The sequence below is a fragment of the Cryobacterium sp. TmT2-59 genome (assembly GCF_004403545.1).
Lineage (GTDB): Bacteria > Actinomycetota > Actinomycetes > Actinomycetales > Microbacteriaceae > Cryobacterium > Cryobacterium shii.
Genome location: NZ_SOGM01000006.1, coordinates 1 through 23,515, shown reverse-complemented (window position 1 = coordinate 23,515; position 23,515 = coordinate 1). Strand labels below are relative to the sequence as shown.

Here is a 23,515-nt window from a genome sequence, read left to right as displayed (position 1 = left end):
TCTCCTACCACTCCAGGATCAAGCCGCCCCAGGACAATCCCACGCCGAAGCCCAGCAGCAGGACCCGCATGCCATCGCGGAGAGCGCCCTGCCGCACGGCTTCGGCCAGGGCGATGGGGATCGAAGATGACACAGTGTTGCCCGTCGTTTCCATGGACACGAAGAACCGGTTTTCATCGATCTCGAGCTTCTTCCGCAGGTGTTCGAGCATGAACGAATTCGCCTGATGGAAAACGAACAGGTCGATATCGCCCTTCGCGAGACCCGCCTTGTCGAGGATCCGATCGACGGACGACGGAACGACGCGGATAGTGAAGTTGAAGATTTCGGGGCCATCCATGAACAGGTCGTAGCCGTTGCTCGTCTGGTCACCTCTGAGGGCAGCGTCGTGGCCCACGGCGCCGGTCCGGAGCCCTCCATGGGGAACCATAAGGTGTCGTGCTCCCGAACCGTCGGTGCCGTAGGTAATCGCCTGGAGCGACGCAGGCACTCCGTCGCTACTTACGAGGGTGGCGGAGGCGCCGTCCCCGAAAATGGTCCGAACGGACTTATTGTCCGCATTGATGAACTTGCTGTACGTGTCGGCGGTGATGATCATGACCCGGTCCGCCTGACCGGACTCGATCAGTCCCTTCGCGAGCCCAAGCGAGTAAATATACCCCGAACAGCCAAGATTGACATCGATCGCGCCGACTCTGGTGTCCAGACCGAGTCGATCCTGGACGACGCAGGCCGTCGTGGGCAGGAAATAGTCAGGGCTTTGCGTGCAGACGATCAGATAGTCAACGCTTGCCCGGTCGATGGCGTGTTCGTCGAAGAGGGCTGCTCCTGCTCCGACAGCGAGATCCGAGGCGAATTCGTCTGCGGCGGCAATGTGGCGGGTGTTGATTCCCGTCTTCTTGGCGATCTTGTCAACGCTCCACTCGGGGAAATCCCGGGTCAGATCTTCATTGGTCAGCGTACCCGTCGGCAGGAAGTAAGAGACGCATGAAATTTTGGCTGGCATCTATCTGCGCTCCCCAATGGGCCGGGCGGGGTTGCCGAAGACCGTCGATCCGGTCGCAACATTTTTGAGAACCAGTGATCCGGCGCCGACGACGGCGCCGGCACCGACCTGCTTTCCGGGGAGGATCGTGACCGCGGTGCCCAGGAATGCCGAATTCTCGACTGTCGCGGCTCCGAGAAGGTTGCACGCCGGGCTGATCGTTGCGAAATCGCCGATGGTGACATCGTGTCCGACAACGCAGTTCAGGTTCACGTGAACGTGGGACCCCAGGCGGATGTCACTGCTAAAGATCGACCCCGGGCACAGGATTGAGCCCGGACCCACGGTGACGTTAGCCCCAATGATGGTCCGATCGTGGACGAAGGTGGCGAATCGTGCCCCCCGGGCAGCGAGCCGCTCAACCACGACGCGGCGGGCCGCTGGATCTCCGATGGCGCACAGGACGAGGTCGCCCTGGCCAGGCTCATACCCGTCGAAGGTCGCGATGATGGGCGCGCGCACCGGCACCTCCGGTTCGTAGTCGTTTAGGAAGACAATCGAGCCGATGTCCTCCTGCTCGCGGTAGGCGGGCGACGAATCGACCCACGTGTGCACCTCGCGGCCGAAGCCGCCGGCACCGACAATAACCAATCGCGTACTCATTGCGCCGTGTAACCTCCGTCGACAGCGATGACCGATCCGGTGATCCACCGGGAGGCATCGGAAAGCAGGAACAAAATCGTGGCGGCAACGTCCTGTGGCGTACCCAGACCGAGGGGATGAGCCAGACGGATGCTCTCAAAGGCCTGCGGCCCGATGGTGCGCGCGAGGTTCTCGGTCATCTCGGTCTCAACGATTCCGGGGCACACCGCGTTCACGCGAATGTCCTGCCGGGCCAGTTCGAGAGCAAGGGATTTGGCCAATGAGACCAAGGCGCCCTTGGACGCCGAATAGACGCTCGTCCCGGCCTGACCGACAAGGCCGAGGCTTGAGGAGAGTAGGACGATGCTCGGGGCCACCTTCTGAACCTGCCGATGCCTGAACCCCTTGGCCAACATGATGGCGGCATTCACATTGACGTCCATGACTCGACGAATATCCGTGGGTTCAACTGACGCCAAAGGCCGTGCGCTGTGGAGACCGGCGCAGTGCACGATTGCGTCGAGGCCTTCCATCGACCGGGCGATTCCCTGCACAAGGACGGGGATTCCTTCCAGATCGGAAAGGTCGTACTCCACGGACGAATGGCCTGTCCCTCGAAGCCGGGCCATGGCGTCCGCGAGACGGGCGGAGTCCCGGGCCAGAGCAACCACGCGGCCGCCATGATTGGCAATCTCGATCGCTGTCGCGAGCCCGATGCCACTGCTCGCGCCTGTTACCAGGACGCGCTTGCCCTCGATTCCGAGAAGGTAGCGGATGTTTACATCACCGTTTGTGCGTCGGCGACCAGCGCTAGCAAGTCCTGTACGGTCTCGCAACGAGCCAGCCCCTCGGCGTCGAGGGGCACGTTGAAGTGAGAATCGACCGCCGCGATGAAACTGAGGTTGGCAAGGGAATCCCAATCGAGCTCAGACAGCTTCTGTTCGGGAGAGACCGTCCCGGCAGGTACCTCGAGGGTGTCTTCAACGATCTGCATCAAACTGGGCTGGTCCACGGGGGCTCCGTCTTCATGCTGCGCTCGCGCGCCGGTCGAGTATCAATCAGGTAAGACTACCAGTCGCCCTTTGGCCGCACTCGGTGTCTGCTTAGGCTGTGTGCGGCCCCGCCTGGCCGAATGTCGAGCAACACGCCCGGTATGCACGGCGACTTGTTGCGCCGTACGGTAACTTTGGAGGGCGTAGGCTGGCGAATCGGGGATAGGTGTGGCTACAAGAACCAAAGTACTTCTCTGGGTGGGTGGCACAGCCTTGGGGATCGCCGCAATCGGCGGCATCACGACGCTCGCAATCAACGCCTCAGGGGGCGAAGGTTCGACACCGCCCAGTGAGTTCACGATGCCCCCGGTCACCCGGGTTCCGTTGGTCTCGCCAACTCCGCTGCCCCTCCCGACGTCGGCGGACACGGCCCCGGGATCGTCGCAGCCGACCACTGTTGATCTCTCTTCAGTGACGTGGAATCCGGATTCTGGATCGTTCGACGGCTGGGCTTTACTCCCGTATGTGATCGATAACGACGGCACATGCACCCTGACATTGACGTCACCGTCCGGCGAGAAGGTCGTGGCCGTCGCTGCTGCCTACCCGGATGCGACGCTGACCTACTGTGATCTGCTCAGAATTCCCGGTGATGAACTCTCCGGGGAATCGTGGACCGCGGTCGTAACTTACTCTTCTCCTGCATACGTAGGAGAGTCCAACTCCCTTGAGGTCAGTCGATGAAAACACGCCTGTTTCGTATCCTGACCGGCGCTGCCGCCGTCATCCTCCTCAGCAGCCTGCTGACTGCACTATCGGTCGTTCGGACGACTGATAGTGCTGCCGCCATGAGCGGCTCAGAGTTCCAGCCCGGGAACATCATCAGCGACCAGAACTTCTATAACGCTGGCTCCATGTCCGAAGCAGACGTCCAGGCATTCTTCACGTCCAAGAGCTGCTCGCCCAGAGACGGCGTTCCCTGCCTCAAGGACTACTCCGCGACGACGCGAACCATCGCCTCTCCTGAACAGGGGCACTGCGCGCAGTACACCGGCGGGACCGCGGAGTCGGCAGCACGAATCGTTTGGAAGGTGGCGCAGGCCTGCGGAATCAGCCCGGCCGTTCTCATCGTGCTTATGCAGAAGGAACAGTCGCTCCTGACGAATCCCAGTGCCTACGGGTACGAGCGCGCTATGGGCTGGGGCTGCCCTGACAGCGGCCCGAATTACAGTGCGAGCTGCGATGCAAACTACTTTGGGTTGTTCAACCAGGTCTACAAGTCCGCATGGCAATTTCGTCAGTACACCCTTTATCCCGTGAGTATCCCGGGGGGCGGCACAAGGCAGTACCGCGTCGGAAACGTCTACATTCAGTACCACCCGAACTCGGCGTGCGGTGGCGTGAACGTCAACATCCTGAACCAGGCCACGGCGAACTTGTACCTCTACACGCCTTATGTCCCCAATGCCGCTGCCCTCGGGAACCTGTATGGCACGGGGGACGGTTGCAGCGCCTACGGCAATCGGAATTTCTGGCGAATGTACTACGACTGGTTTGGGAACCCAACCAGCGCACAGGGCACTCCGGCTGGGCAAATCTCGAAAATGTCCGCGGTATCGAAGCGGATCACGCTCTCAGGGTGGGCCGTTGACCCGGACGCTTGGGGAACCGCGCTTGTTGTCGACGTTCAGGTGGATTCATCCTGGACCCGGCTCACCGCTAATGAAAGTCTTGCCAGCGTGGCGGTCCAGTTTCCCCAAGCAGGTCAAAACCACGGCTTTAGCGGAAGCATTGTGGCGACCAAGGGCGCGCACACGGTGTGCGTCTACGTGCAGAACGTCGGACTCGGGTCGGCTCTTAGTTTGGGCTGCCGCACGATCGTAGTGCCGGATGAATCCCCGGCCGGAGCCATCACGTCCCTGGACCCGATCGCCGCTGGGCTCACCGTATCCGGTTGGGCCGTGGACCCCGACGCGCTCGACCAGCCCGTTGTCCTCGATGCGCAAGTCGACTCGCGATGGTTCACCTGGACCGCCAACCGAGGCTCACAGGCAGGTGCCGACGCCTATCCGGGCGCTGGAACCAGCCACGGGTTCAGTCAGAGCGTGCCGGCTACCATCGGTGCGCACACCGTGTGCATCTATATGCGCAATCTGAACCTGGGTTCGTCCTCGGGGCTGGGATGCCGGACGATCGATGTGCCCGACACCGCTGCCCAGGGCAAGCTCGAAACTGCCACCGCGGTGGCCGGAGGCATCAGCCTCAAGGGATGGGCCGTCGATCCTGATGCCATCACGGCGCCGCTGAACGTTGACGTGCAGGTCAACTCCGCCTGGTACCGGTTGCCCGCATCGTCAGCGAACCCTGGCGCGGAGGCGGCGTTCCCCGGCTCGGGGACCAACCACGGCTTCGCCGGAACCGTCGTGGCGGCCACGGGAACGAATACCGTCTGCGTCTATGTCAAGAACGCGATCAGCGGAGGCCCGGATGCGTCCCTGGGCTGTCGGGTGTTGACCGTCGACGGAGGGCTCAGCATCGGGCCGGGGTCTCCGCAGGGAGCCGTGTCCAGTCTCACCGGTGAAGCCGGCGCGCTGGCTCTCACGGGTTGGGCCATTGACGGCGACGCTCCAACGGCGCCGGTCAAAGTCGACATACAGGTGGATGGTAAATGGCTCCTGTGGAATGCCGATAAGAGCGATCCGACGGCTCAGTCCAAGTTCGCGGGCGTTGGCCTGAACCACGGCTTCAGCGGTTCGATTCCCGTCTCCGCCGGCACTCACACCGTCTGCGTGTACCTGCAGAACGTCGGCCAGGGAAGCGCCGCCTCTCTCGGATGCAAGCAGACTGCGACGACGGGAACACCAGGCACTGTTGGCGGACCACCCCAGGGTGATCTCGTTACCGCCACTGGCGGACCAGGTTCGGTAACGCTGACCGGGTGGGCGGTCGACCCCGATATTCTCACGCAGCCGGCAAAGATCGATGTGCAGTTGGACGGCCAGTGGCTGCTGTGGGCCGCCGACCAGCCGTCAGCGGCCGCCGAGGCTGCCGTTCCGGGCGCGGGGCCTAACCACGGTTTCACGGGGAGCATTCCCGTGCCGGCTGGCAACCACACGGTCTGCGTCTACGTCCAGAACGTGGGCCAGGGCTCGTCGATATCGCTTGGATGCCGGGCGGTCGCAAGCACGGCTGCTGCGGTAGCGGGTGGCCCGCCAAAGGGGGCGATTCTCGGAGCCTCGGGTGGTGCCGGTGGGATTGCTCTCACGGGCTGGGCGGTTGACCCGGACGTTCTGACTCAGGCGGTCAAGGTCGATATCCAGGTCGACAGCCAATGGCTCATGTGGAACGCGGATCAGAACTACCCGACAGCCGACACGGCGTTTCCCGGCGCGGGAGCCGCCCACGGGTTCGGCGGCACAATCCCTGTCCCTGCCGGAAATCATACGATTTGCGTCTACCTCCAGAACGTTGGTCAGGGTTCGGCGGTTTCGCTCGGATGCCGGTCGGTCTCGACGACCGCTGCCGCAGGGATGGCAGGTTCACCGCAGGGTGCCCTGCAATCGGTGACTGGTGGCGTAGGTGGTGTCAGCCTGACCGGCTGGGCCGTTGACCCCGACATTCTGACGCAGGCCGTCAAGGTGGATGTTCAGATCGATAGCCAGTGGGTTCTGCTCACGGCCGATCAGGCCAATCCCGCCGCAGAATCACAGGTACCCGGATCTGGTACGAACCATGGGTTTGCCAGCACCATTCCGGCAAAGGCTGGAAATCACACCGTGTGCGTTTATCTGCAGAACGTTGGCGCGGGTTCGGCGACATCCCTCGGGTGCCGGGCGATCGCCACCTCGTAGCCGAGACTCGTAGCGCCAGTTGTTAGGCTTCTCTGGACCGTGTGACATGAAAGAGGATCCAAATGCCGATCATCCGAACGGGCGTTGTCTCCGTCGTTCTCGTCAACTTCCGAGGCGCAGACGACACGATCGAGGCACTTGAGCACCTCCGACAAGTCGACTGGCCCGCTGAACGTCTCGAAGTCATTGTCGTGGAAAACGGCTCCGCTGACGGGAGCGCGGCGCGAATTCGCGAAGCGGCCCCCTGGGCCATCGTGGTGGAGTCCAGCGAAAATCGGGGGTTCGCCGGCGGCTGCAATTTTGGCGTCAACGCGTCCTCGGGTGAATTCGTGGCCTTCCTCAATAGTGATGCGAAACCTGATTCCCAGTGGATCCGCGCCGCCATCGACACTTTCGGTGAAGACAGTCGGATCGGCGCCGTGGCGAGCAAAGTTCTCGATTGGGATGGTGACCTCGTCGATTACATTGACGCGGGACTCACCTGGTTCGGCATGGGCTATAAGCCATTGGTCGGCTGGCCCGCGCACGGCGAGGGAACCGATGCCAAGGATGTGCTCTTCGGCACGGGGTCGGCTATGTTCGTGCGCCGCAGCGTATTTGACGAAATCAGCGGGTTCGACGAACGCTTCTTCATGTTCTTCGAAGACGTGGACCTGGGGTGGCGTTTGAACCTGCGGGGATGGCGATACCGTTTCTCGCCGGCCTCCATTGCTTTTCACAAGCACCATGGGTCCGTCAGTAAATTCGGTTCGTTCAAGGAAACCTACTTCCTCGAACGCAATGCCCTCTTCGCGATGTACAAGAATCTGGGCCAGGAACAGCTCGACAAAGCGCTTCCGGCCGCGTTGTTGCTGGCGGCCCGCCGGGCGGTGTCCCGGGGAGGATTGGAATCGAGCGAGTTCGACTTCCGCAACCCTGGTGGTGACGCTGAAGGTGCCGCTTCGATCGGAAAGGATAGCCTCGCGGGTCTGTTCGCGCTCGACCAGTTCGTCGAACACCTCGCATCGCTGACCGCCTCCCGAGACGAGATTCAAGGTTCCCGGGTGCGATCTGACGCATCCATGCTGCCACTGTTTCGCAAGACCGATGCACCGAGCTTCAGTGGACCCGGCTTCCTGGAGGGCTATGAGAGTCTCATTCATGCTTTCGGAGTGCTGGACGCACCCCGCGCGACCCGCATCCTGATTTTGACCGGCGATCCCCTGGGTGTGAAACTGGCCGGCCCGGCGATCCGTGCATGGAATATGGCGCTCGCGCTGTCCTCGGAGCACGACGTGACACTGGTGACCCTGTCGACACTGGAGGAACTGGACGCACCTTTCACATTGAAGAAGCTGCGCCCCGGTGACAACCGCAATTTCGAGACGCTCGAACGCTGGGCGGATATCATCGTCTTCCAGGGTCACGCCATGGCGATCTTTGACGCGCTCCAGCACACGGACAAGATTGTCGTAGTCGACATCTATGACCCGATGCATCTCGAGCAGCTCGAGCAGGGGAGAGAACTGCCTCCCGCGACCTGGCAGAAGCAGGTTGCAGACGCCACGGCGGTCCTGAACGAGCAAATGACCAAAGGGGATTTCTTCCTTTGTGCCTCTGAGCGCCAGAGGCACTTCTACCTGGGGCAGTTGGCCGCACTGGGTCGCATCAACCCGGCCACCTATGCCTCGGATCCCGATCTCGAGTCCCTGATCGCCGTCGCTCCGTTCGGACTGAGCAGCACACCTCCCGAACACGTCGTTTCGGTGCTTAAGGGGGTTAGGCCAGGCATCGGCGCCGATGACAAGGTGCTCCTCTGGGCCGGGGGACTCTACAACTGGTTCGATCCCAAGACGCTGATCAAAGCTGTCGCCGACCTGTCTGGTCGCCGGCCGAACGTGCGACTGTTCTTCCAAGGGACCAAGCACCCTCACCCGGGCGTGCCCGAGATGGAAATCGTGAGCCAGTCCAGAGAGCTCGCCCGAAGTTTGGGTGCCCTCGACCACTCCGTGTTCTTCAACGAGTCCTGGGTCGAATATTCGGTTCGGCAGAATTTCCTCCTGGAAGCAGACGCGGGAGTGAGCACTCATTTCTCCCACGTAGAGACGACCTTCTCTTTCCGGACTCGTATTCTGGACTATCTCTGGGCGGAACTGCCCATGGTCGTTACTGAAGGGGACAGCTTCGCTGAGCTGATCGCAGCAGAAGGCTTAGGAATTGTGGTTCCGGCGACAGACACGGATGCCCTTTCTGTCGCGCTGGAGCGCATCCTTTTCGATGAAGAATTCATCGCTGAGGCCGTGTCCAATATTCGACGGGTTCGGGAACGGTTCTTCTGGGAACGGACATTGTCCCCTCTCGTGGACTTCGCTCGTAACCCCAGTCACGCAGCGGACCGGCGTGCGTTGGAGGTGCCGAAAACGAGCCTGATGAGGGCTTCGGGAAGGGCTCCGATGCGGAGGAAGCCCTACGGTATCCGGCACGATGTGGAGCTGGCACTTCACCACCTCAGGCACAGCGGGCCACGCGCGGTCGCGACAAAGATCGTCAATCGACTCAAGCGCCGCGCGTGATAAACAGGGCGGAAGTCGAAACGAATCACCCCAAAGCACCTGGAGCCACATCTCGTATGAACGGTCACTCACCAACCGACCTCACGTCCGGCCGTAGATCTGGGCAAGTTCCTGGTGTTCTCGTTGCCGGTGTCCTGGCTGCGGTCATCCTGGCCACCAGCGTGGCCATCGCATTCGGACTCCCCATCTGGGTCCAGGCGATTGCGTGCGCTCTCCCATGGGCCATCGTGCTGCGGGCCCGCGTCGGGGGCGCTCTGACGATGGCAACCCTGGTGCTGGTGCCGCTCCTCTGCGCACTTTACGAGATGATGGTTACCCGCGTTCTTGGGCTGCCGCTCGACCTGACTTTGGCAGCGGTGTTTGCGGTAGGCGGTTTCCTTGCAGTTGGTGGAATACTCCGAACGGGTGGCCGGCTGACGCTCCCATCAGGTGCCACCCTCGGGGTCTGGGCGGCTCCCTGGCTCGGTGCTGCAGTCTGGTTCGGGACGTTGATTGCGAGTCACCTAATTTCGGGGGCCTCAGCCCTCGCTTGGATCACACGTGGTGATTCCGCGAACAATCTTCTATTCGCACGCCTTATCGTCGAGAATAACGGCATCACGACGGGGGCTGCCGAGAACCCCGTGCCGCTGCCAGCTGGGCTCCTCGCGCTTGTCATGGCTTCGAACCGTCATGGGGTCTCTCTTGCGGCAACGGTTCGCAGCGACGTCGGGGCCTTCGCTCAGGTGTGGATGCTCCTGATCGCGCTGTCCTGTCTCCTGGCGGGTATCGCCGCTGCTTCGCTCGTTGAACGTCAACGTACGGTCATCGTGGCCCTGGTCGGCGCGGGAGCCTCACTGCTTCCTTTGTCCTGGTTCATTTCCGGAATCTCCCTCGAGTATGGTTTCGTCAACGTCAACGTCCTTCTGCCGGTTGTCCTAGCGGCGTGGATTGCCTATTCCAATGTCCGGGAACACCCTGACTGGGTTCTCGGGCTGCTGTGTGTGGCAGGGACGCTGGTGTTGGCGGTGTGGAGCCCCCTCGTTGTTGTTCCGGCAGCACTGGCGCTTATGGTTGTGATTCTGAAGTGGAAGGCGATCCTCGCGACGCGTGGGATTGCGCTGGTCCTCCTCGTCGCGGCCTTTTTCCAGTTGGCCGTGTACGGCATCACACTGACCTTGCCGACTTTCCTTGGCGAACGCGGATCCCTCGCTGCCGTCGGCGGGATCTACCCCTTCCCGCCGGCGCTCCTCGGGGCCCTCGTCTTGCTGATCATCTGCCTAGCCGCAGTTCGAGGCGGCCAAGATATATTCTGGGGGACGATGGCCCTCATTGCCGGGCTGGGAGCAGGCTTGGGAGTTCTCCTGTTTTCGAACCGTAGTCAGGCTACTTTGTGGGGCTACTACCCGCAGAAATTTCTCTGGTTGTTCGCCGTGGTGGTGCTCATCCTGGTGGCCGGATTCGCCGGAGATCTCATGGGTCGCGCGACGGGTCCAGGACCCTTGCGTTGGATCGCATTTGCCGCCCTGGCCGGAGCATTTGCAAGCACATTGAGTCTCACGAACTTCGTTTCGGGCTACGACGCCAAAAACGTTGTCGCCCGAGTCCTCACGGGCGATTCATTCGGGCAGGGCGACGCGGCTACTGAGCGGTTCCTCAAGCTCGCGGGCGAGCCTGCTCCGACCGTGCTCTGGCATTCGGGAGACGACAATGAGGGACAGATTAATTTCTGGCTCCTTCAAATCCTGTCCGAGGATCAGCCGGAAGACGGATTCCCCTTGCGTTACCTGGCCTACACCGCCGATCAGAAGGACATCGGCTCCCTCTGCTCGATCATCAAACTGACCGGGCCCGGCACCGTCGTGCTCACTGCAGAGAGCTCTCTCGCCGCGGATCTCGGTGCGGCTTGCCCCGCGGATGCCAAGAAGGTTGTCGTCAAAATGGATTAGATGCCTGGCCTGCCACCCGGACGGCAACCGTCGTTACGGCGTGTCACCTGCATCGGCGCGATGGGTGGCGGTTTCCAGTTGGGTGACCCGGTTCGCTAATAGGGCGGAATACTCGGCCAGCGCGCGGGTCTTTCCCTCCAGCTCGGTCAACTCAGCACTCTGCTGGATGCACACGAGGAACAGAATGAAGAGACTCACGAAGAAGACCAGGTTTGTCGGAACCTCGACCCCGACAGCGGCTGCCGTCCAAATGAGGACCTGAGGAAAAACCCCAATGACGAGGGCAAGCACACCGGCGATGATCCACCAGATAGCGTGACGCTCGCGCAACCGACGGCGGCGGAGCATCTCGGTGACCACGCCGAGGGCGAGCATTGCAGCTGCGATTCCAAGGATGTAACTGGCAATGGTCATGAACTGGTCACCTCGGTGGCTAGGGGGACGCGCGGTCGCATCAGAGCGATCATCAGGGCCATGCCGGCTCGACCGAGGTATGCCGCCGCCTTGAACGGGTTGTGGGAGGGGACGCCACCGGCGCGAGGGCGCATCGAAACGGGCAATTGGCGGATTGTGCATCCCGCCCGGGCCGCGATCACCAGCGACTCGATGGTGTCGCCCAGATACTCCGCCGGGTAGTGCTCGGCGAAAAGCCGCACTGCCCGAGGACCCGTCGCGCGGAAACCGGACGTTGTGTCGGTGAGTTTGGTCGCCGCGAGTGAACTGATAATTGTGGCCAGGACGATCATCGCCCATCTTCTTGGACCCTTGACTGAATAGTCGCCCTCACCGGCGAAACGCGCGCCGACGACCACATCAGCGGAATCGAGAGCGTCCACGAGCATTGCTACCCCGGACGGGTCGTGCTGACCGTCCGAATCAACCTGGACGACGTTTTGGAAGTCGTGGGCCAAGGCGTACTTAAAGCCGACCCGCATCGCGCCGCCCACGCCAAGGTTGAAGGGCAAACTGATCACCGTGGCACCGGCGAGTCTGGCACGCTCTGCTGTTCGATCGGTTGAGCCATCGTCAACGACGAGAACGCTGATGCCGGGGAGTTTCGAATAGACCTCGTCGACGACGGCCGCCACGGACTCCTCTTCGTTGAGGGCCGGCATCACGATCAACGTGTGCTTCAGAAGGGTCGTCATGAGCAAAATCCTATCCAACAGGCCGGGTGGTGGCGGTCCCCGCGGTGGTCAACGGCTCGAGGCGGAGCCACGGATTACTTGCCGAAGACGTGACGGAGGAGTGCTTGGCGCCCCTGGGCGTTCCCCGAGCGGACCGCAGCCGGCAACTCGCTGAGCGCGTTCATCCGGGAAGTGAAGTGGATCCGCGCGGCGAGGGAAGCGCCGGTCCAACCCATCGTGCTGAAATCGCGGGACGATTCGGTGAAGAGCGTGCGTTCCTGGGCGAATTTCGACCCGTCCGGGCCGGTCATCGCCGAAACGCTCGCCGAATGCCTCCGGTAATTGAAGGTGACCTCGTCGTCGAGCACCAGGCTGCCCCCTCCCTTTACGATTTCGGCGAGCATGGCGAGGTCCTGGACGACGTCCAAATCAACCCGGAAACCATGTTTCCGCAGCTCGGAGGCTCGCCAGACCAAGGAGGGGAAATAAGTCCAGTTACCACGCATCAGGCTCGTGGCCAAAGCTGGACCCGAATACTCGCGGGCGCCGCGGCCGCGGAACTGATACCAGGATTTGGCGCGGTCCGCGAGCGGGAGGATCGGCCGGCCGTCGGTATCGATGACGGACACACCGCACTGAATGATGGACGAATCCGGGAATTCGTCGATCAACTCCTTGGTGCGGCGGACGAAGTTCGGCAGCATGATGTCGTCGCAGCCCATGATGACGGCGAATTCGCTCTGCATCAGCGATACGCATTTGCGGTAGTTTCGGCTTGGCCCGAGGTTCTCTTGATTGCGGATGTAGGTGATGCGATCGTCGCCCAGACCGCAGGCCCATTCGCCCGGGGCGAGGTCCGGGTAGACGTCGTCCACGATCACCATCCTCCAGTCCGGATCCGACTGCGCGCGCACGCTTTCGACCGCTTGCTGGAAGTGGTCGAAGCGCCCATAGAAGGGCATCATGATGTCGAATTTCACGGGGGTCTCTATCGGCTGGACTCGGGCGGTGGTTCATCAATCGTGTCACAGTTCACTGGACGAAAGGGGTCCCCGGCAGGGACCAGAAGACCCGGGGCGGCTTCGAGTCATCCCGGTCAGGTCGCTCCAGAGTAGAATCGGGCGGGTTTGGTAGCGCAGTGAAAGCAGGATGATGAAGCAACCATGGCGCACCTCAGACGAGGAGAAGACGGCCATGCCAGCGAGCGAAACAACCATTGGTGCCCGCGGTGCCTCGGGGATCGGTGTGGCATCCGCGATTGCGGCTGCGGCCGGTTTCCTCATCTCGCTGGTCGTCGCGCGCACCCTTTCCCCAGCTGACACTGCGCAATTCCTGATCTTCTGGGGCCTCCTTTTCGGCCTCTTCGGCACGCTTTCGGGTATTCAGAGCGAGACCACGCGTGCCGTGCGCAGTGCCGTTCTCGCGGATCGTGTCGGACGGGGCCGGACCTCGACGAGGGTGTTGCCCGCTGGTCTCATCGTCGGCGCGGTGGTGTCCGCAGCACTCCTCGCCTCATCCGCGCTGTGGGCCGAGAAGCTCTTCCCCGCAGGATCCCCATGGGTGATCATGGCGGTGGCGCTGGCCGGCTTCGCGTACTCCGGCCACGCCACCCTGGCCGGCGCGGCGGCGGGAAGCCAGAATTGGCGCCTCTACTCCTGGCTGATGGGCAGCGAGTCGCTTGTGCGCTTCCTCTGCGTCGTCGCTGTGGCCCTCACGACCGCAACTGTCGTGGGCGTCGAAGTGGCCTGCACCTTGGCGTCCCTCGTCTGGATCGTCTTCCTTGTGATTTCCCGCGAAGCCCGTGGGGCCATCCGAGCGAGATCGGACGTCGCGCTCCCCGCATTGCTTCGCCAGCACTCCTACGCGCTGGTTTCCGCGGCGGCAACAGCCGCGCTGATCGTCGGATTTCCCATCATGTTCAGCCTCACGTCCTCACCAGCGGCCGTCGCGTCGTCGGCCGGTTTACTGCTTGCCGTTCAGCTCACCCGTGCTCCGATTATGATCCCCCTCCAAGCTTTTCAGGGGGTGGCAATTGCGTCCTTCGTGAATCAGCGCGACCGGGGCCTCCGTGCCCTTGGGCGGCCGGTTGGGCTCATCATCGGGATCTCCGTCGTAGGGGCGGTTCTGGCGTGGTGGATTGGCCCGTGGCTGATGTTGATCTTTGGTCCCGGCTACGTCGTGGGAGGTGCCGTACTCGCGCTGTTGACCCTCGGCGCCGGGGGCATGGCGGTTCTTACCCTGACCGGAGCGGCCGCGCTGGCCTCAGGACTCCACCGTGTCTACACGCTCGGATGGATCGCGGCGACGTTCGCAAGCTTCGTCCTTCTTATGATTCCGGCCTCGTCGGATGTTCGGGTCACCCTGAGCCTGTGCGTGTCTCCTCTGATCGGGATTCTCGTGCATGGTCTTGGGATTCCCGTCGCAGGCGGCAGGCGGCAACCACCTCGGATCGAGGACGTAACGTGAGCGACGCACCCCGCCCCGTGCGATTCAGCGTGGTCATGCCCGCATTCAACTCCGTGGCGACCATTGGCCGCGCGATTCGGAGCGTCTTGGCACAGACCGAGATGGATTGGGAGTTGCTGATCGTCGACGACTCGTCGACGGATCGAACGGTCGACGCGGTGCGTGAACTGATGATCGCCTCACCGGAGGCTCAAATCCGACTCATCGTTCAGACGGAAAACCGGGGGGTGGCGGCGGCGCGCAACGCGGGCCTCGCGCACGCGACGGGGGACTATGTCACGTTCCTCGACAGCGATGACGAGTATTTGCATGACCATCTCGCCATCTTTGCTGCGGAGCTTACGCCGGAGATCGACATCGTTATCGGTGGACGCGAGATCGTCAGGACTGACGGTTCCGTGGACCATGCCGCGTCCCGGGGTATCGGAGTCTGGTCCGGCAGGGAAGCGGTCCGCCAGGCCATGCTGGACCGCCTCACCCCCTTCCCGTGGGACAAGGTGTTTCGACGCAGCCTCTTTGACACGGTGCGTTTTCCAGAAGGAGCCGCCCGCTTCGAGGATATGGTCACGAATATCGTTCTCTATTCACACGCCCGAATGGTCAAGGCGGTTGCCACACCTACCTACCGCTATTTCATCAGCGGTCAATCGCTCACCTGGGGGAGAGTGCCGACCCTCGCCGACACAACCGTGGCACTTGACTACCTGGCGACCCACCTTCGACACGAGTTCACCGTCGGCATGTACGCGAATCCCTTGCGCTCGATGCGCACGCTGATTTCGCTGCTGGTCGCGCAGACAGCCATCTCAAGGGGACACACCTCTGCCGAGGCGCGCAATTCCGTGCGACAGTGCCGACGTGCCGTTCGAGTTCCGGACGTGTGGGCAACCCTTCGGGCCGAACCGCGACTGGGAATTGCTGCGCTGCTCTTCAAGACGGCGCCCAGCGTGTACACGGCGGCCTACCGCCGTCATGTCAAACGAGCCTTCGGAATGACCGCCTGATGCGTCCAATGGCTCCCGGCGCACCCCGTGTCCTGATGCCCAGATCTGTCTTCTGGTTTGCCTTCGTGATCATGTCAGCCCTCTCGATCCTGTGGGCGCTTGCCAGCCCAATTTTCTCTGTTCCCGACGAGAATGCTCATGCTACGAAGGCAATCGCCCAGGTTCGCGGGCAGGTCATCGGCTATCACGTTCCGGGCATCAAACACACAGTCGTGGATTTGCCGGCCGAGTATTCGTACGACCCGCAGATTCAGTGCTTCGTGTTTCAGTCTGCACAGCCGGCGGATTGCGGGGTGGAACTCGGGGATCCGGGTGGGGCCTTGTGGTTCAACACTTGGGTGGGTGCCTACAACCCGCTGTATTACTACGCTGTCGGCTGGCCCAGCCTGATCTTCGACGGCTCAACCGGAATCTACGCGATGCGCATTGTCAGCGGGCTGCTCTGTTCTGTGTTCGTCGCGTGGGCCTTCCAGACCGCCATGTCGGTCCGACGCGCGCGGTGGATGCCGCTCGGATTGGCCTTTGCCGCTGCGCCGATGGTTGTGTATCTCTTTGGCGCCGTAAACCCAAACGGGATCGAGATCGCTGCGACGCTGGCCCTGTGGGTATCCCTTTTGAGGCTGCTTCAACAGCTCGATGGGCGAAATCTGGGGACGGTATCCACCTTGAGTCGCGGATATCTGTGGTTCATCGTGACGATTTCCGCAATCGTCCTTGCTACGGCGCGTGCCCTTGGACCGCTCTGGCTGGTCGTCGTCGTCGGGCTCTGCTTCCTCGCGGGTGGGTGGCTGCCCGTGAAAAGACTCTTCACGACGGGGTCCAGCTATCTTTGGCTCACCCTGGTTGCGGCGGGTTCCCTGTTCTCAATTCTTTGGACCCTTGGCGGCGGAAGTCTGTCCAGTCAAGCCGACAAGTCCGATGCCCCTCTCGTGGGGGCGTCGTTCGTGCAGGGGTTCGTCTACGTCCTGCGCAACACCCCGAATTTCGTCAAGCAGGCAATGGGGTACTTCGGCTGGTTCGACGCGCCACTTCCCGCCTACGCCTATTGGCTGCTCGTCTCCGCGATCAGTCTTCTCGTGGTCCTGGCATTCGCGGTGGCACGGCGGAGGAACCTGATCACTTTGGCTTCGGTTACGGCCGCTTCTATCTTGGTGCCGGCGTTTCTGCAGGGGTACAGCGTCTCCCAGACCGGCATCATCTGGCAGGGCCGGTACGGACTCTTCCTGTATCTCGGGGTGGTCATCGTCGCGGCCGTGGTTCTCTCCGGATCTGAGGGCGCCGGGTTGGCCTTCCTGTCGACCCGGGTCATCTGGGTGGCGCTTGGTTCCATCGTGCTGTATGGCACGGTGGCCTACTTTATTGTTCTGCAGCGTTACGTCGTTGGGACGGAGCTGCCGGTCAGCGCCATGTGGAGGGAACCTGCCTGGCAGCCGCCGCTCGGCTGGCCGACGCTCGTGGTGCTCTACGGCCTCGTCTCACTCCTCTTCCTGATGTGGTCGGGCCGGCTGGCCATGAGGTCCGCCCGGGCCGACGATGAAGCCGAGGCCTACGAGGCCTACGAGGCCTACGAGGCCAACGAGGCCAACGAGGCCGCGGTCCCCGAACCGGAGACCGAGACCGTCCGTGGCTGAACCGCGAGTCGCGGTCGCGTTCGACTGCCTGTTCCCGGTCAACACTGGCGGCGGCGAACGCGTGTACCGCCGCCTGGCGGAACTCTTCGTGGAGCGAGGATGCCCCGTCGACTATGTCACCCGCCGGCAGTGGGCGGCGGAGGCGCCCCCGGCGGCGTCCTTCTCCCTCGTTCCGGTGTGGCGGGGCGACATCTACGACGCCGGCGGCACCCGCACCCCGCGGAGCGCGGTCGCGTTCGCCTGGGCACTGTTTCGCCACTTCCTCCGCCAGCGCGGAAGCTACGACGTCGTCGTCGTGAGCACGCTGCCGGTGCTGAACCTGTTCGCGGTGCGGCTGGCCCTCCTCGGCACGCACGCGTTCGTGGTCGCCGACTGGCTCGAGGTCTGGCCGTGGCCCAAATGGCGGCAGTACGCCGGCGCGATGTCCGGAGCGATCGCCTTCCTGCTGCAGTCGGTGGGCATCCGTCTCGGTGACCTGCACACCGTCAACAGCGAGTTCACCGGAGCCCGCCTGCGCCGCTACCGGCGGCGCGCGCAGCCGGTCACTCTGGGCCTGGTCGATCTCGTCGGCGACGAGCCCGGGGCCACGACCGAACGACCGGCCGACCCGTACCTGCTCTTCGTGGGCCGCCACATCGCCGACAAACGTCTGATCGACCTGGTGCCGGCCCTGCGGGAGGCTCGCAGCCGGATTCCGGCCCTGCGCGCGGTCATCGTGGGCACGGGACCCGAAACGTCCCGGGTGGTCGCGCGGGTCGGCGCACTCGGCCTCGACTCCGCGGTCGACGTGCGAGGCCGGGTCAGCGACGAAGACCTCAGAAGCCTCGTGCAGGGTGCCCGGGTGCTGGTCAACCCATCCCGACGCGAAGGCTTCGGCCTGGTCGTGGTGGAGGCGGCCACGTTCGGCACGCCCAGCGTGGTGGTGGCCGGCCCCGACAACGCGGCCGCCGAACTGGTCGTCGACGGCGTGAACGGATACGTCGCCGCATCCGTGGCCCCCGTCGAACTCGGCGCGGCCATCGTGCGGGCGGTCGAGGCCGGAGAGCCGCTGCGCCGCTCCACCCTCGACTGGTTCCAGCGCGAGCGGGTCAGCCACGGTCTGGGCGCCTCGGTCGACGAAATCCTGGCGCGCTACCGCTCGGCGAGAACCCGCTGAAGCGACGCCACGGTGTCCCGGGCGGTCCGGCCCCACGAAAAGGTGCGGGCCCGGTCCCGGCCTCGTTCTGACATGCGGGCCAGCTCGGCCGGGTCGTCGAGCAGGCCGGACAGCGTCGCGGCGAGGGCCGGGGCGTCCTGTGGCGCCACGTAGACGGCCGCGTCGCCGGCGACTTCGTGCAGCACCGGGATGTCGGAGCAGACCACCGGACAGCCCCGGGACATGGCCTCCAGCACCGGCAGGCCGAAGCCCTCGAACAGGGTCGGGAACACGATCAGGCTCGACTCGGCGTAGAGCCGGTCGAGTTCCTCCGCGCTCAGCCAGCCCCGCAGTGTCACCCAGGGGGCCAGGCCGAGCCGGGCCACGACGGGGGCCAGGGGGTCGTCGCCGTGGCTGCCGGTGACGACGAGGTGCGGCCGCGATTCGGCGGGCACCAGGGCGAGGGCCTCCAGCAGCAGGGGGAAGTTTTTGTGCGGCATGCGGTTGCCCACGGCCAGCAACCGGCGCGGCAGCCGGGGGAGTGGCGCCGCTGCCGTGCCGGAATCCGCGTCCGCGTCCTGGCCCGCGAGCGGCACCACGTCGATGCGGGCGGGCGGCACCCGGAGGTAGCGGACGATGTCATCCGCCGAGGCGACGCTGACGGTGAGAACGCGGCGTGCGCCGTGCGCCGCCACCCGGATCATGGTGCGGAGAATGCGCGAGTACGCGCCGGGCACGTATTCCGGATGCCGGAACGGCAGCAGGTCGTGCACGGTCAGCACCACGGGCACCCGCGACCAGGCCGGACCGAGGTTGGCCGGACAGTGCACCAGATCGGCGCGCTGCCGCCGGGCCGCGCGGCCGACGGAGAAGAGCTCGCCGCGGGCCCAGGCGATCCGGTTCTCGCCGCTGATGCCCGAGTCGACGATCTCGCCCGGAAACCAGGGGGCACCCGCGACCGCCAACTCGCTCGACGCGAGGCCGACGAATTCGATCCCGTCGGCACCGGGCTCGATCCGGCTGTACACCTCCCGCACGTACGACTCCATGCCGCCCTTGCGGCCGGTGAAGAAGAGCAGGTCAACGAGGACGCGGCTCATACTGCGGCCGCCACGACCAGTGCGGCGGCGCGCACCCGTCGGCGCCGTGCGAGCTCGTAGAGCACGGCCGACGCCAGCTCGGCGATGAGGAGACCCAGGAACACGGCGGACAGGCTGTGCAGCGCCAGGCCGATCCCGGCGAGGGCGAACGCCATCACGGAGACGGCTGCGCGCAGCCCGGTGAGTAGTCGCACCTCGCCCATCCGGCGCAGCGCGGCGAACGGAATGGTCGTGGCGAGTGACGCGGCCCGCCAACCGCACGCGAGCACGAGCGACAGGATGGCGGCAGAGCTGGTCCAGACGCCGCCGAAGATAAAGCCGAGCACCCCGGTGCGCTCCAGCGCCACCAGCACCACGACCGCTGCGAGCACCGCGCCGGCGGACACGACGATGTCGAGGCGGGAGTGCTCCTTGAGCAGGCGCAGCCGCATGAAGTTCAGGGGGATCGCGAGCAGGCCGGACACCGTCGCGATCGCGGTGAACAGCACCGCGTCGCCGGGCCCGATCAGCGTCAGGATCATGGCGTTCAGGAGCGGGTAGATCACGCCGGTGATCGCCGTGTCGGCCACCACCCAGCCCATCACGTCCGGCTCCGGACGGCTGGCCCGATGGGTCACCGGCAGGCAGCGCACCAGCGTCGCCAGCGCGATGCCGGCCACCAGGGGGATCAGCGCCCAGTCCTGGCCGGTGAACGCGGCTGCCACGCCGCCGAGGGCGCCGAGCCCCACCGCGACGGATGCCCAGATCTCCCGCAGGTCCAGACGCTCGGCGACCGAGACGCCCCGCCCGACTTCCAGGGCGGCGATCAGCAGCGGCAGGCCGAGGCAGAGCACGACCGGGTTCGTCGCGTTAAGCGCGATCACCGAGGCGGCGACCAATGCCAGACCGGCCAACCAGAGCGGGAACACCACCCGGCGTTCGGTGGCCGCCGAACTGAGCCGGGACTCGAGCACGACCGCGAAGGTCAGCTGGCCGGCGAAGGTGGCCACCATTACCGCCACGGCAATCACGCCCTGCTCCGGCCGGCTGAACAGCCGGGACGAGATCGCGACCGTCGCCGCGGGGATGACGGCCAGGGATACGCCGCCGAGCAGGGTGATCAGGCTCAGGGTGGCCCGCCGCAGTCGGAGCGGCGAGGGCAGGTCGGCCGTCACCGGGTCACCGCGGTGAGCGTGCCGGCGGCGCCGAGGGTGTGACCGAGCATTCCCTCGAGCCGGCCGAGGAACACCCACCAGCCGTCGATGAGGGCGTTCGTCCCGCGATTGCGCAGTCCGAAGAACAGGCCGCCGCCGAGGAACGCGAACCGCCACCAGAGCGGATACCGCCAGCGGGTGACGAGGCGACCCAGCCCCCGGCCGTAGCCGCGCAGCTTGTGCCGTCGTTCCGCGCTGCTGAGCCCGCTCGGGTCGCTGACCCCGCCCACGGTGAGCGCGGCCGGCTGCCACGCGAACCCGGAGTGCTGCCCGGTGCGGATCAGCTTCAGGAGCAGGTCCGTGGCCTCCCCGGCCTGCCAGGGTGTCGGGGCTCCTGTGCCGATCTCCGGGTCGAAGCCGCCGAGCCGGTCGAACACGGTGCGCCGGATCAGGATGCCCATCTCGATCACGCTCCACACCGTCCACCGGGTCAGGGTCGCACCGGGCTCGGGCAGCACGAACTTGGGCCCGTTCTCGTCGACCACGGTGAGGGCGCCCGCTCGGAAGTCCTCGGGGAGGAGCCGCATCCGTTGCAGCGTGCCGGGTGGGTACCAGGTGGTGTCATTGGGAAAATTGAGCAGCAGGTCGCGGCCCGCCGGCAGAGCGGCGACGCCCGCGTTCCGGCCGCGGGCCGCCCCGGGCGGCGACGTCGTGACGGTGATCCGCATGCTGTCCGAGCGGTAGGCGGATGCGAGTGCCTCCACCGCGGGCAGGTTGCGCTGGGCGACCACGACGAGGGCGTCACCCGCTGAAAGCTGCCCGGACAGGGAATCAAAGAGTCGCTTCAGGCTCTCGACACGGCCGAGCGTCGACACCACCAGTCCTAAGTCCACACAGCACATTCTGTACGATGAGGGGGCCAGACCAACAATGACAGGACTCGCACCGAGCATGACAATCACCGAAACAATTGAACTCTCGATCCTGATGCCGTGCCTCAACGAGGCAGAAACGCTCGCGGTCTGCATTGACAAGGCCCAGGGGTACCTGCGGCGGAGCGGCATCGCCGGCGAGGTCCTGATCGCCGACAACGGCAGCACCGACGGGTCGCAGCAGATTTCCGAGGCCCACGGGGCCCGGGTCGTGGACGTCGCGGAGAAGGGCTACGGCAGCGCCCTGATCGGCGGAATCGAGGCCGCCCGTGGCACGTACGTGATCATGGGCGACGCCGACGACAGCTACGACTTCAGCGAGCTCGACGGCTTCGTCGAGCGGCTCCGCGCGGGCGACGAACTGGTCATGGGCAACCGCTTCCGCGGGGGCATCGCAGCCGGTGCCATGCCGCCGCTGCACAAGTACCTCGGCAACCCGGTGCTGTCCTGGATCGGGCGCTCCCTGTTCCGCTCGCCGATCAAGGACTTCCACTGCGGGCTGCGCGGCTTCAACCGCCAGTCCATGCTCGCCCTGAAATTGCAGACGTCGGGGATGGAGTTCGCCAGCGAGATGGTCGTCAAATCCACCCTGGGCGGGTCCCGGGTGAGCGAAGTGCCCACCACCCTCAAGAAAGACGGCCGCAGCCGGCCGCCCCACCTGCGCAGCTGGCGTGACGGCTGGCGCCACCTGCGCTTCCTGCTCATCTTCAGCCCGCGCTGGCTGTTCCTGATCCCCGGCAGCGTCGCGTTCCTGATCGGCTTCCTCGGCACCATCCTGCTCGGCTTCGGACCCGTCGTGGTGGGGGAGGTGGGCTTCACCTATGCCAGCCAGATCTACCTGGCCGCGCTGGCGGTGGTCGGCTACCAGGCCTTCCTGTTCGCCCTGCTGACCAAGATCTACGCCCAGCACGAGGGGTTTCGTATCCCGCGCAGCCGCAACTTCGAGCGACTCGAGAAACGCATCAGCCTCGAGAGCGGCGCCATCCTCGGCGTCGTGCTCTTCCTGATCGGCCTGGGCATCGCCCTGACCCAGCTGGTCGGCTGGGCGGCCGGCGGCTACGGCGCGCTGGAGGCCGGCGCCACCGTGCGGGTGGCCATCCCCTCGGCCCTGCTGATGATGCTGGGCTCGCAGACGGTGATGGCCGGCCTGTTCCTCGGGGTGCTCTCGGTCGGTCTGAAGCGACGCTGATGGCCCGCCCGACCGGTTCCGCCTCGCGTGCGCCCGCGGCATCCGTGCCCCGCGTGTCAGTGGCGCTCTGCACCTACAACGGCTCCGAATTCATCGAGGAACAGCTGCGCAGCATCCTGGACCAGAGCGCGCCCGCCGATGAGATCGTCGTGTCCGACGACGGCTCCACCGACGACACCCCGGCCGAGGTGGAGCGCGTCTTCGCCGCCTGGCAGGGCGAGCATCCGGGGCAGGCCGTGACGCTGCGCATGATCCGCAACCCGGCGCCGCTCGGCGTCACCTGGAACTTCGAGCAGGCGCTCGCCGCGTGCACGGGCGAGTTGATCGCCCTCAGCGACCAGGACGACGTGTGGCCCCCGGAACGGCTGGCCCTGCTGGCCGCCGAGTTCGCGTCCCGGCCGCCGCTGCAGCTGCTGCACACGGATGCCCGCCTCGTCGACGAGGCCGGCCGGCCGACGGGCCGCACCCTGCTCGCCACCCTGGGGGTGTCCGCCGCCGACCAGGCCGCGGAACATCGGGGGCACGCCCTCGACCTGCTGCTGTGCCGCAACATCGTCACCGGCGCCACGGCGATGCTGCGCCGCGGCCTCGTGCAGCAGGCGCGCCCGTTCCCGGCCGCCTGGGTGCACGACGAGTGGCTCGCGATCGTGGCCGCCGCGACCGGGGAGGTCGACCTGCTCGAAATCCCTTTGCTGGACTACCGCCAGCACGCGGGCAACCAGATCGGCGCCTCCAGCCTCGACGCCGCCGGCAAGCTGGGCCGGCTGCGGGCGCCGCGCACGGCCCGCAACGCCCGCCTGCTGGCCCGCGCCCAGGCCCTGCAGGAGCGGGCCGCGCTGCTGCAGCCG

The 23,515-nt window shown here is 64.9% G+C and carries 19 protein-coding genes; 9 read left to right on the top strand and 10 right to left on the bottom strand.

The features are described from left to right. Positions 1 to 4 precede the first annotated feature (4 nt). From E3T24_RS00545 to E3T24_RS00530, 4 genes are read right to left on the bottom strand one after another with little or no spacing between them, the layout of a single operon-like run. A complete protein-coding gene (locus E3T24_RS00545; protein ID WP_134434162.1) occupies positions 5 to 1,006 on the bottom strand; it encodes a ketoacyl-ACP synthase III in 1,002 nt (333 codons plus the stop codon). Further along, positions 1,007 to 1,648 carry a NeuD/PglB/VioB family sugar acetyltransferase gene (locus E3T24_RS00540; protein WP_134403332.1) on the bottom strand — a complete coding sequence of 214 codons (642 nt, stop codon included), beginning with the start codon at positions 1,646 to 1,648 and terminating at the stop codon, positions 1,007 to 1,009. Next, positions 1,645 to 2,463: an SDR family oxidoreductase gene (locus E3T24_RS00535; RefSeq protein ID WP_241976239.1), complete on the bottom strand. Its 819-nt coding sequence runs from the start codon at positions 2,461 to 2,463 to the stop codon at positions 1,645 to 1,647. The genes E3T24_RS00540 and E3T24_RS00535 overlap by 4 nt, the downstream gene beginning before the upstream one ends. Next, on the bottom strand, positions 2,406 to 2,639 hold the full coding sequence (locus E3T24_RS00530; protein WP_134403333.1) for an acyl carrier protein: 234 nt from the start codon (positions 2,637 to 2,639) through the stop codon (positions 2,406 to 2,408). The genes E3T24_RS00535 and E3T24_RS00530 overlap by 58 nt, the downstream gene beginning before the upstream one ends. Positions 2,640 to 3,359: 720 nt before the next feature. Here E3T24_RS00530 and E3T24_RS00525 point away from each other — a divergent pair. From E3T24_RS00525 to E3T24_RS00515, 3 genes are all read left to right on the top strand, one after another. Further along, complete coding sequence (locus tag E3T24_RS00525) at positions 3,360 to 6,470, top strand: hypothetical protein (protein ID WP_134403334.1); 3,111 nt, start codon at positions 3,360 to 3,362, stop codon at positions 6,468 to 6,470. A 62-nt stretch (positions 6,471 to 6,532) separates the two neighbouring features. Beyond that, the gene (locus E3T24_RS00520) at positions 6,533 to 9,022 is read left to right on the top strand and encodes a glycosyltransferase (RefSeq protein WP_134410048.1); all 2,490 of its coding nucleotides are present in this window, start codon (positions 6,533 to 6,535) and stop codon (positions 9,020 to 9,022) included. 260 nt (positions 9,023 to 9,282) lie between these two features. Continuing rightward, entirely contained in the window at positions 9,283 to 10,950 is a 1,668-nt protein-coding gene (locus E3T24_RS00515; RefSeq protein ID WP_134403336.1) for a hypothetical protein, read from the top strand. A gap of 33 nt (positions 10,951 to 10,983) precedes the next feature. Here the strand turns inward: E3T24_RS00515 and E3T24_RS00510 are convergent, their stop codons facing one another. The 3 genes from E3T24_RS00510 to E3T24_RS00500 form a co-directional block, all read right to left on the bottom strand. Beyond that, the gene (locus E3T24_RS00510) at positions 10,984 to 11,364 is read right to left on the bottom strand and encodes a DUF2304 domain-containing protein (protein WP_134403337.1); all 381 of its coding nucleotides are present in this window, start codon (positions 11,362 to 11,364) and stop codon (positions 10,984 to 10,986) included. Beyond that, positions 11,361 to 12,098 (bottom strand): glycosyltransferase family 2 protein, encoded by a 738-nt coding sequence (locus E3T24_RS00505; protein WP_134403348.1) that lies wholly within the window; start codon positions 12,096 to 12,098, stop codon positions 11,361 to 11,363. The genes E3T24_RS00510 and E3T24_RS00505 overlap by 4 nt, the downstream gene beginning before the upstream one ends. Before the next feature lie 74 nt (positions 12,099 to 12,172). Continuing rightward, positions 12,173 to 13,057 carry a glycosyltransferase family 2 protein gene (locus E3T24_RS00500; protein ID WP_198417487.1) on the bottom strand — a complete coding sequence of 295 codons (885 nt, stop codon included), beginning with the start codon at positions 13,055 to 13,057 and terminating at the stop codon, positions 12,173 to 12,175. Between the two features lie 169 nt (positions 13,058 to 13,226). Here E3T24_RS00500 and E3T24_RS17125 point away from each other — a divergent pair, with 169 nt between their 5' ends. From E3T24_RS17125 to E3T24_RS00485, 4 genes are read left to right on the top strand one after another with little or no spacing between them, the layout of a single operon-like run. Then, a complete protein-coding gene (locus tag E3T24_RS17125; RefSeq protein ID WP_160141089.1) occupies positions 13,227 to 14,543 on the top strand; it encodes a polysaccharide biosynthesis protein in 1,317 nt (438 codons plus the stop codon). Beyond that, entirely contained in the window at positions 14,540 to 15,547 is a 1,008-nt protein-coding gene (locus tag E3T24_RS17120; protein ID WP_160141088.1) for a glycosyltransferase family 2 protein, read from the top strand. Before E3T24_RS17125 ends, E3T24_RS17120 begins: the two co-directional genes overlap by 4 nt. Positions 15,548 to 15,582: 35 nt before the next feature. Continuing rightward, positions 15,583 to 17,178 carry a DUF2142 domain-containing protein gene (locus E3T24_RS00490; protein WP_166789143.1) on the top strand — a complete coding sequence of 532 codons (1,596 nt, stop codon included), beginning with the start codon at positions 15,583 to 15,585 and terminating at the stop codon, positions 17,176 to 17,178. Continuing rightward, entirely contained in the window at positions 17,171 to 18,334 is a 1,164-nt protein-coding gene (locus E3T24_RS00485; RefSeq protein WP_166789142.1) for a glycosyltransferase family 4 protein, read from the top strand. Before E3T24_RS00490 ends, E3T24_RS00485 begins: the two co-directional genes overlap by 8 nt. On the opposite strand, the gene E3T24_RS00480 is transcribed toward E3T24_RS00485, so the two are convergent. From E3T24_RS00480 to E3T24_RS00470, 3 genes are read right to left on the bottom strand one after another with little or no spacing between them, the layout of a single operon-like run. After that, complete coding sequence (locus tag E3T24_RS00480) at positions 18,310 to 19,413, bottom strand: glycosyltransferase family 1 protein (RefSeq protein ID WP_134365241.1); 1,104 nt, start codon at positions 19,411 to 19,413, stop codon at positions 18,310 to 18,312. The two genes, E3T24_RS00485 and E3T24_RS00480, sit on opposite strands and share 25 nt — an antisense overlap. After that, positions 19,410 to 20,567, bottom strand: coding sequence for a hypothetical protein (locus tag E3T24_RS00475; protein ID WP_134365242.1), 1,158 nt, complete (start codon positions 20,565 to 20,567; stop codon positions 19,410 to 19,412). Before E3T24_RS00475 ends, E3T24_RS00480 begins: the two co-directional genes overlap by 4 nt. Next, positions 20,564 to 21,439, bottom strand: a complete 876-nt coding sequence (locus tag E3T24_RS00470) for a hypothetical protein (protein WP_134365243.1) — start codon at positions 21,437 to 21,439, stop codon at positions 20,564 to 20,566. Before E3T24_RS00470 ends, E3T24_RS00475 begins: the two co-directional genes overlap by 4 nt. Positions 21,440 to 21,497: 58 nt before the next feature. On the opposite strand from E3T24_RS00470, the gene E3T24_RS00465 reads away from it, so the two are divergent. Then, the gene (locus E3T24_RS00465) at positions 21,498 to 22,667 is read left to right on the top strand and encodes a glycosyltransferase family 2 protein (protein ID WP_241976241.1); all 1,170 of its coding nucleotides are present in this window, start codon (positions 21,498 to 21,500) and stop codon (positions 22,665 to 22,667) included. After that, positions 22,667 to 23,515: glycosyltransferase family 2 protein (locus E3T24_RS00460; protein ID WP_134434159.1), on the top strand; the 849-nt coding region annotated here is incomplete at its 3' end. The genes E3T24_RS00465 and E3T24_RS00460, both read left to right, overlap by 1 nt.

Bases quoted from the DNA above. Each gene is read 5' to 3' on its own strand.
- E3T24_RS00510 (WP_134403337.1), bottom strand. From the start codon at position 11,364: ATGACCATTGCCAGTTACATCCTTGGAATCGCAGCTGCAATGCTCGCC.
- E3T24_RS00545 (WP_134434162.1), bottom strand. From the start codon at position 1,006: ATGCCAGCCAAAATTTCATGCGTCTCTTACTTCCTGCCGACGGGTACG.
- E3T24_RS00515 (WP_134403336.1), top strand. From the start codon at position 9,283: ATGGCAACCCTGGTGCTGGTGCCGCTCCTCTGCGCACTTTACGAGATG.
- E3T24_RS00540 (WP_134403332.1), bottom strand. From the start codon at position 1,648: ATGAGTACGCGATTGGTTATTGTCGGTGCCGGCGGCTTCGGCCGCGAG.
- E3T24_RS17125 (WP_160141089.1), top strand. From the start codon at position 13,227: ATGATGAAGCAACCATGGCGCACCTCAGACGAGGAGAAGACGGCCATG.
- E3T24_RS00505 (WP_134403348.1), bottom strand. From the start codon at position 12,098: ATGACGACCCTTCTGAAGCACACGTTGATCGTGATGCCGGCCCTCAAC.
- E3T24_RS00525 (WP_134403334.1), top strand. From the start codon at position 3,360: ATGAAAACACGCCTGTTTCGTATCCTGACCGGCGCTGCCGCCGTCATC.
- E3T24_RS00465 (WP_241976241.1), top strand. From the start codon at position 21,498: ATGACAATCACCGAAACAATTGAACTCTCGATCCTGATGCCGTGCCTC.
- E3T24_RS00490 (WP_166789143.1), top strand. From the start codon at position 15,583: ATGCCCAGATCTGTCTTCTGGTTTGCCTTCGTGATCATGTCAGCCCTC.
- E3T24_RS00480 (WP_134365241.1), bottom strand. From the start codon at position 19,413: ATGAGCCGCGTCCTCGTTGACCTGCTCTTCTTCACCGGCCGCAAGGGC.
- E3T24_RS00520 (WP_134410048.1), top strand. From the start codon at position 6,533: ATGCCGATCATCCGAACGGGCGTTGTCTCCGTCGTTCTCGTCAACTTC.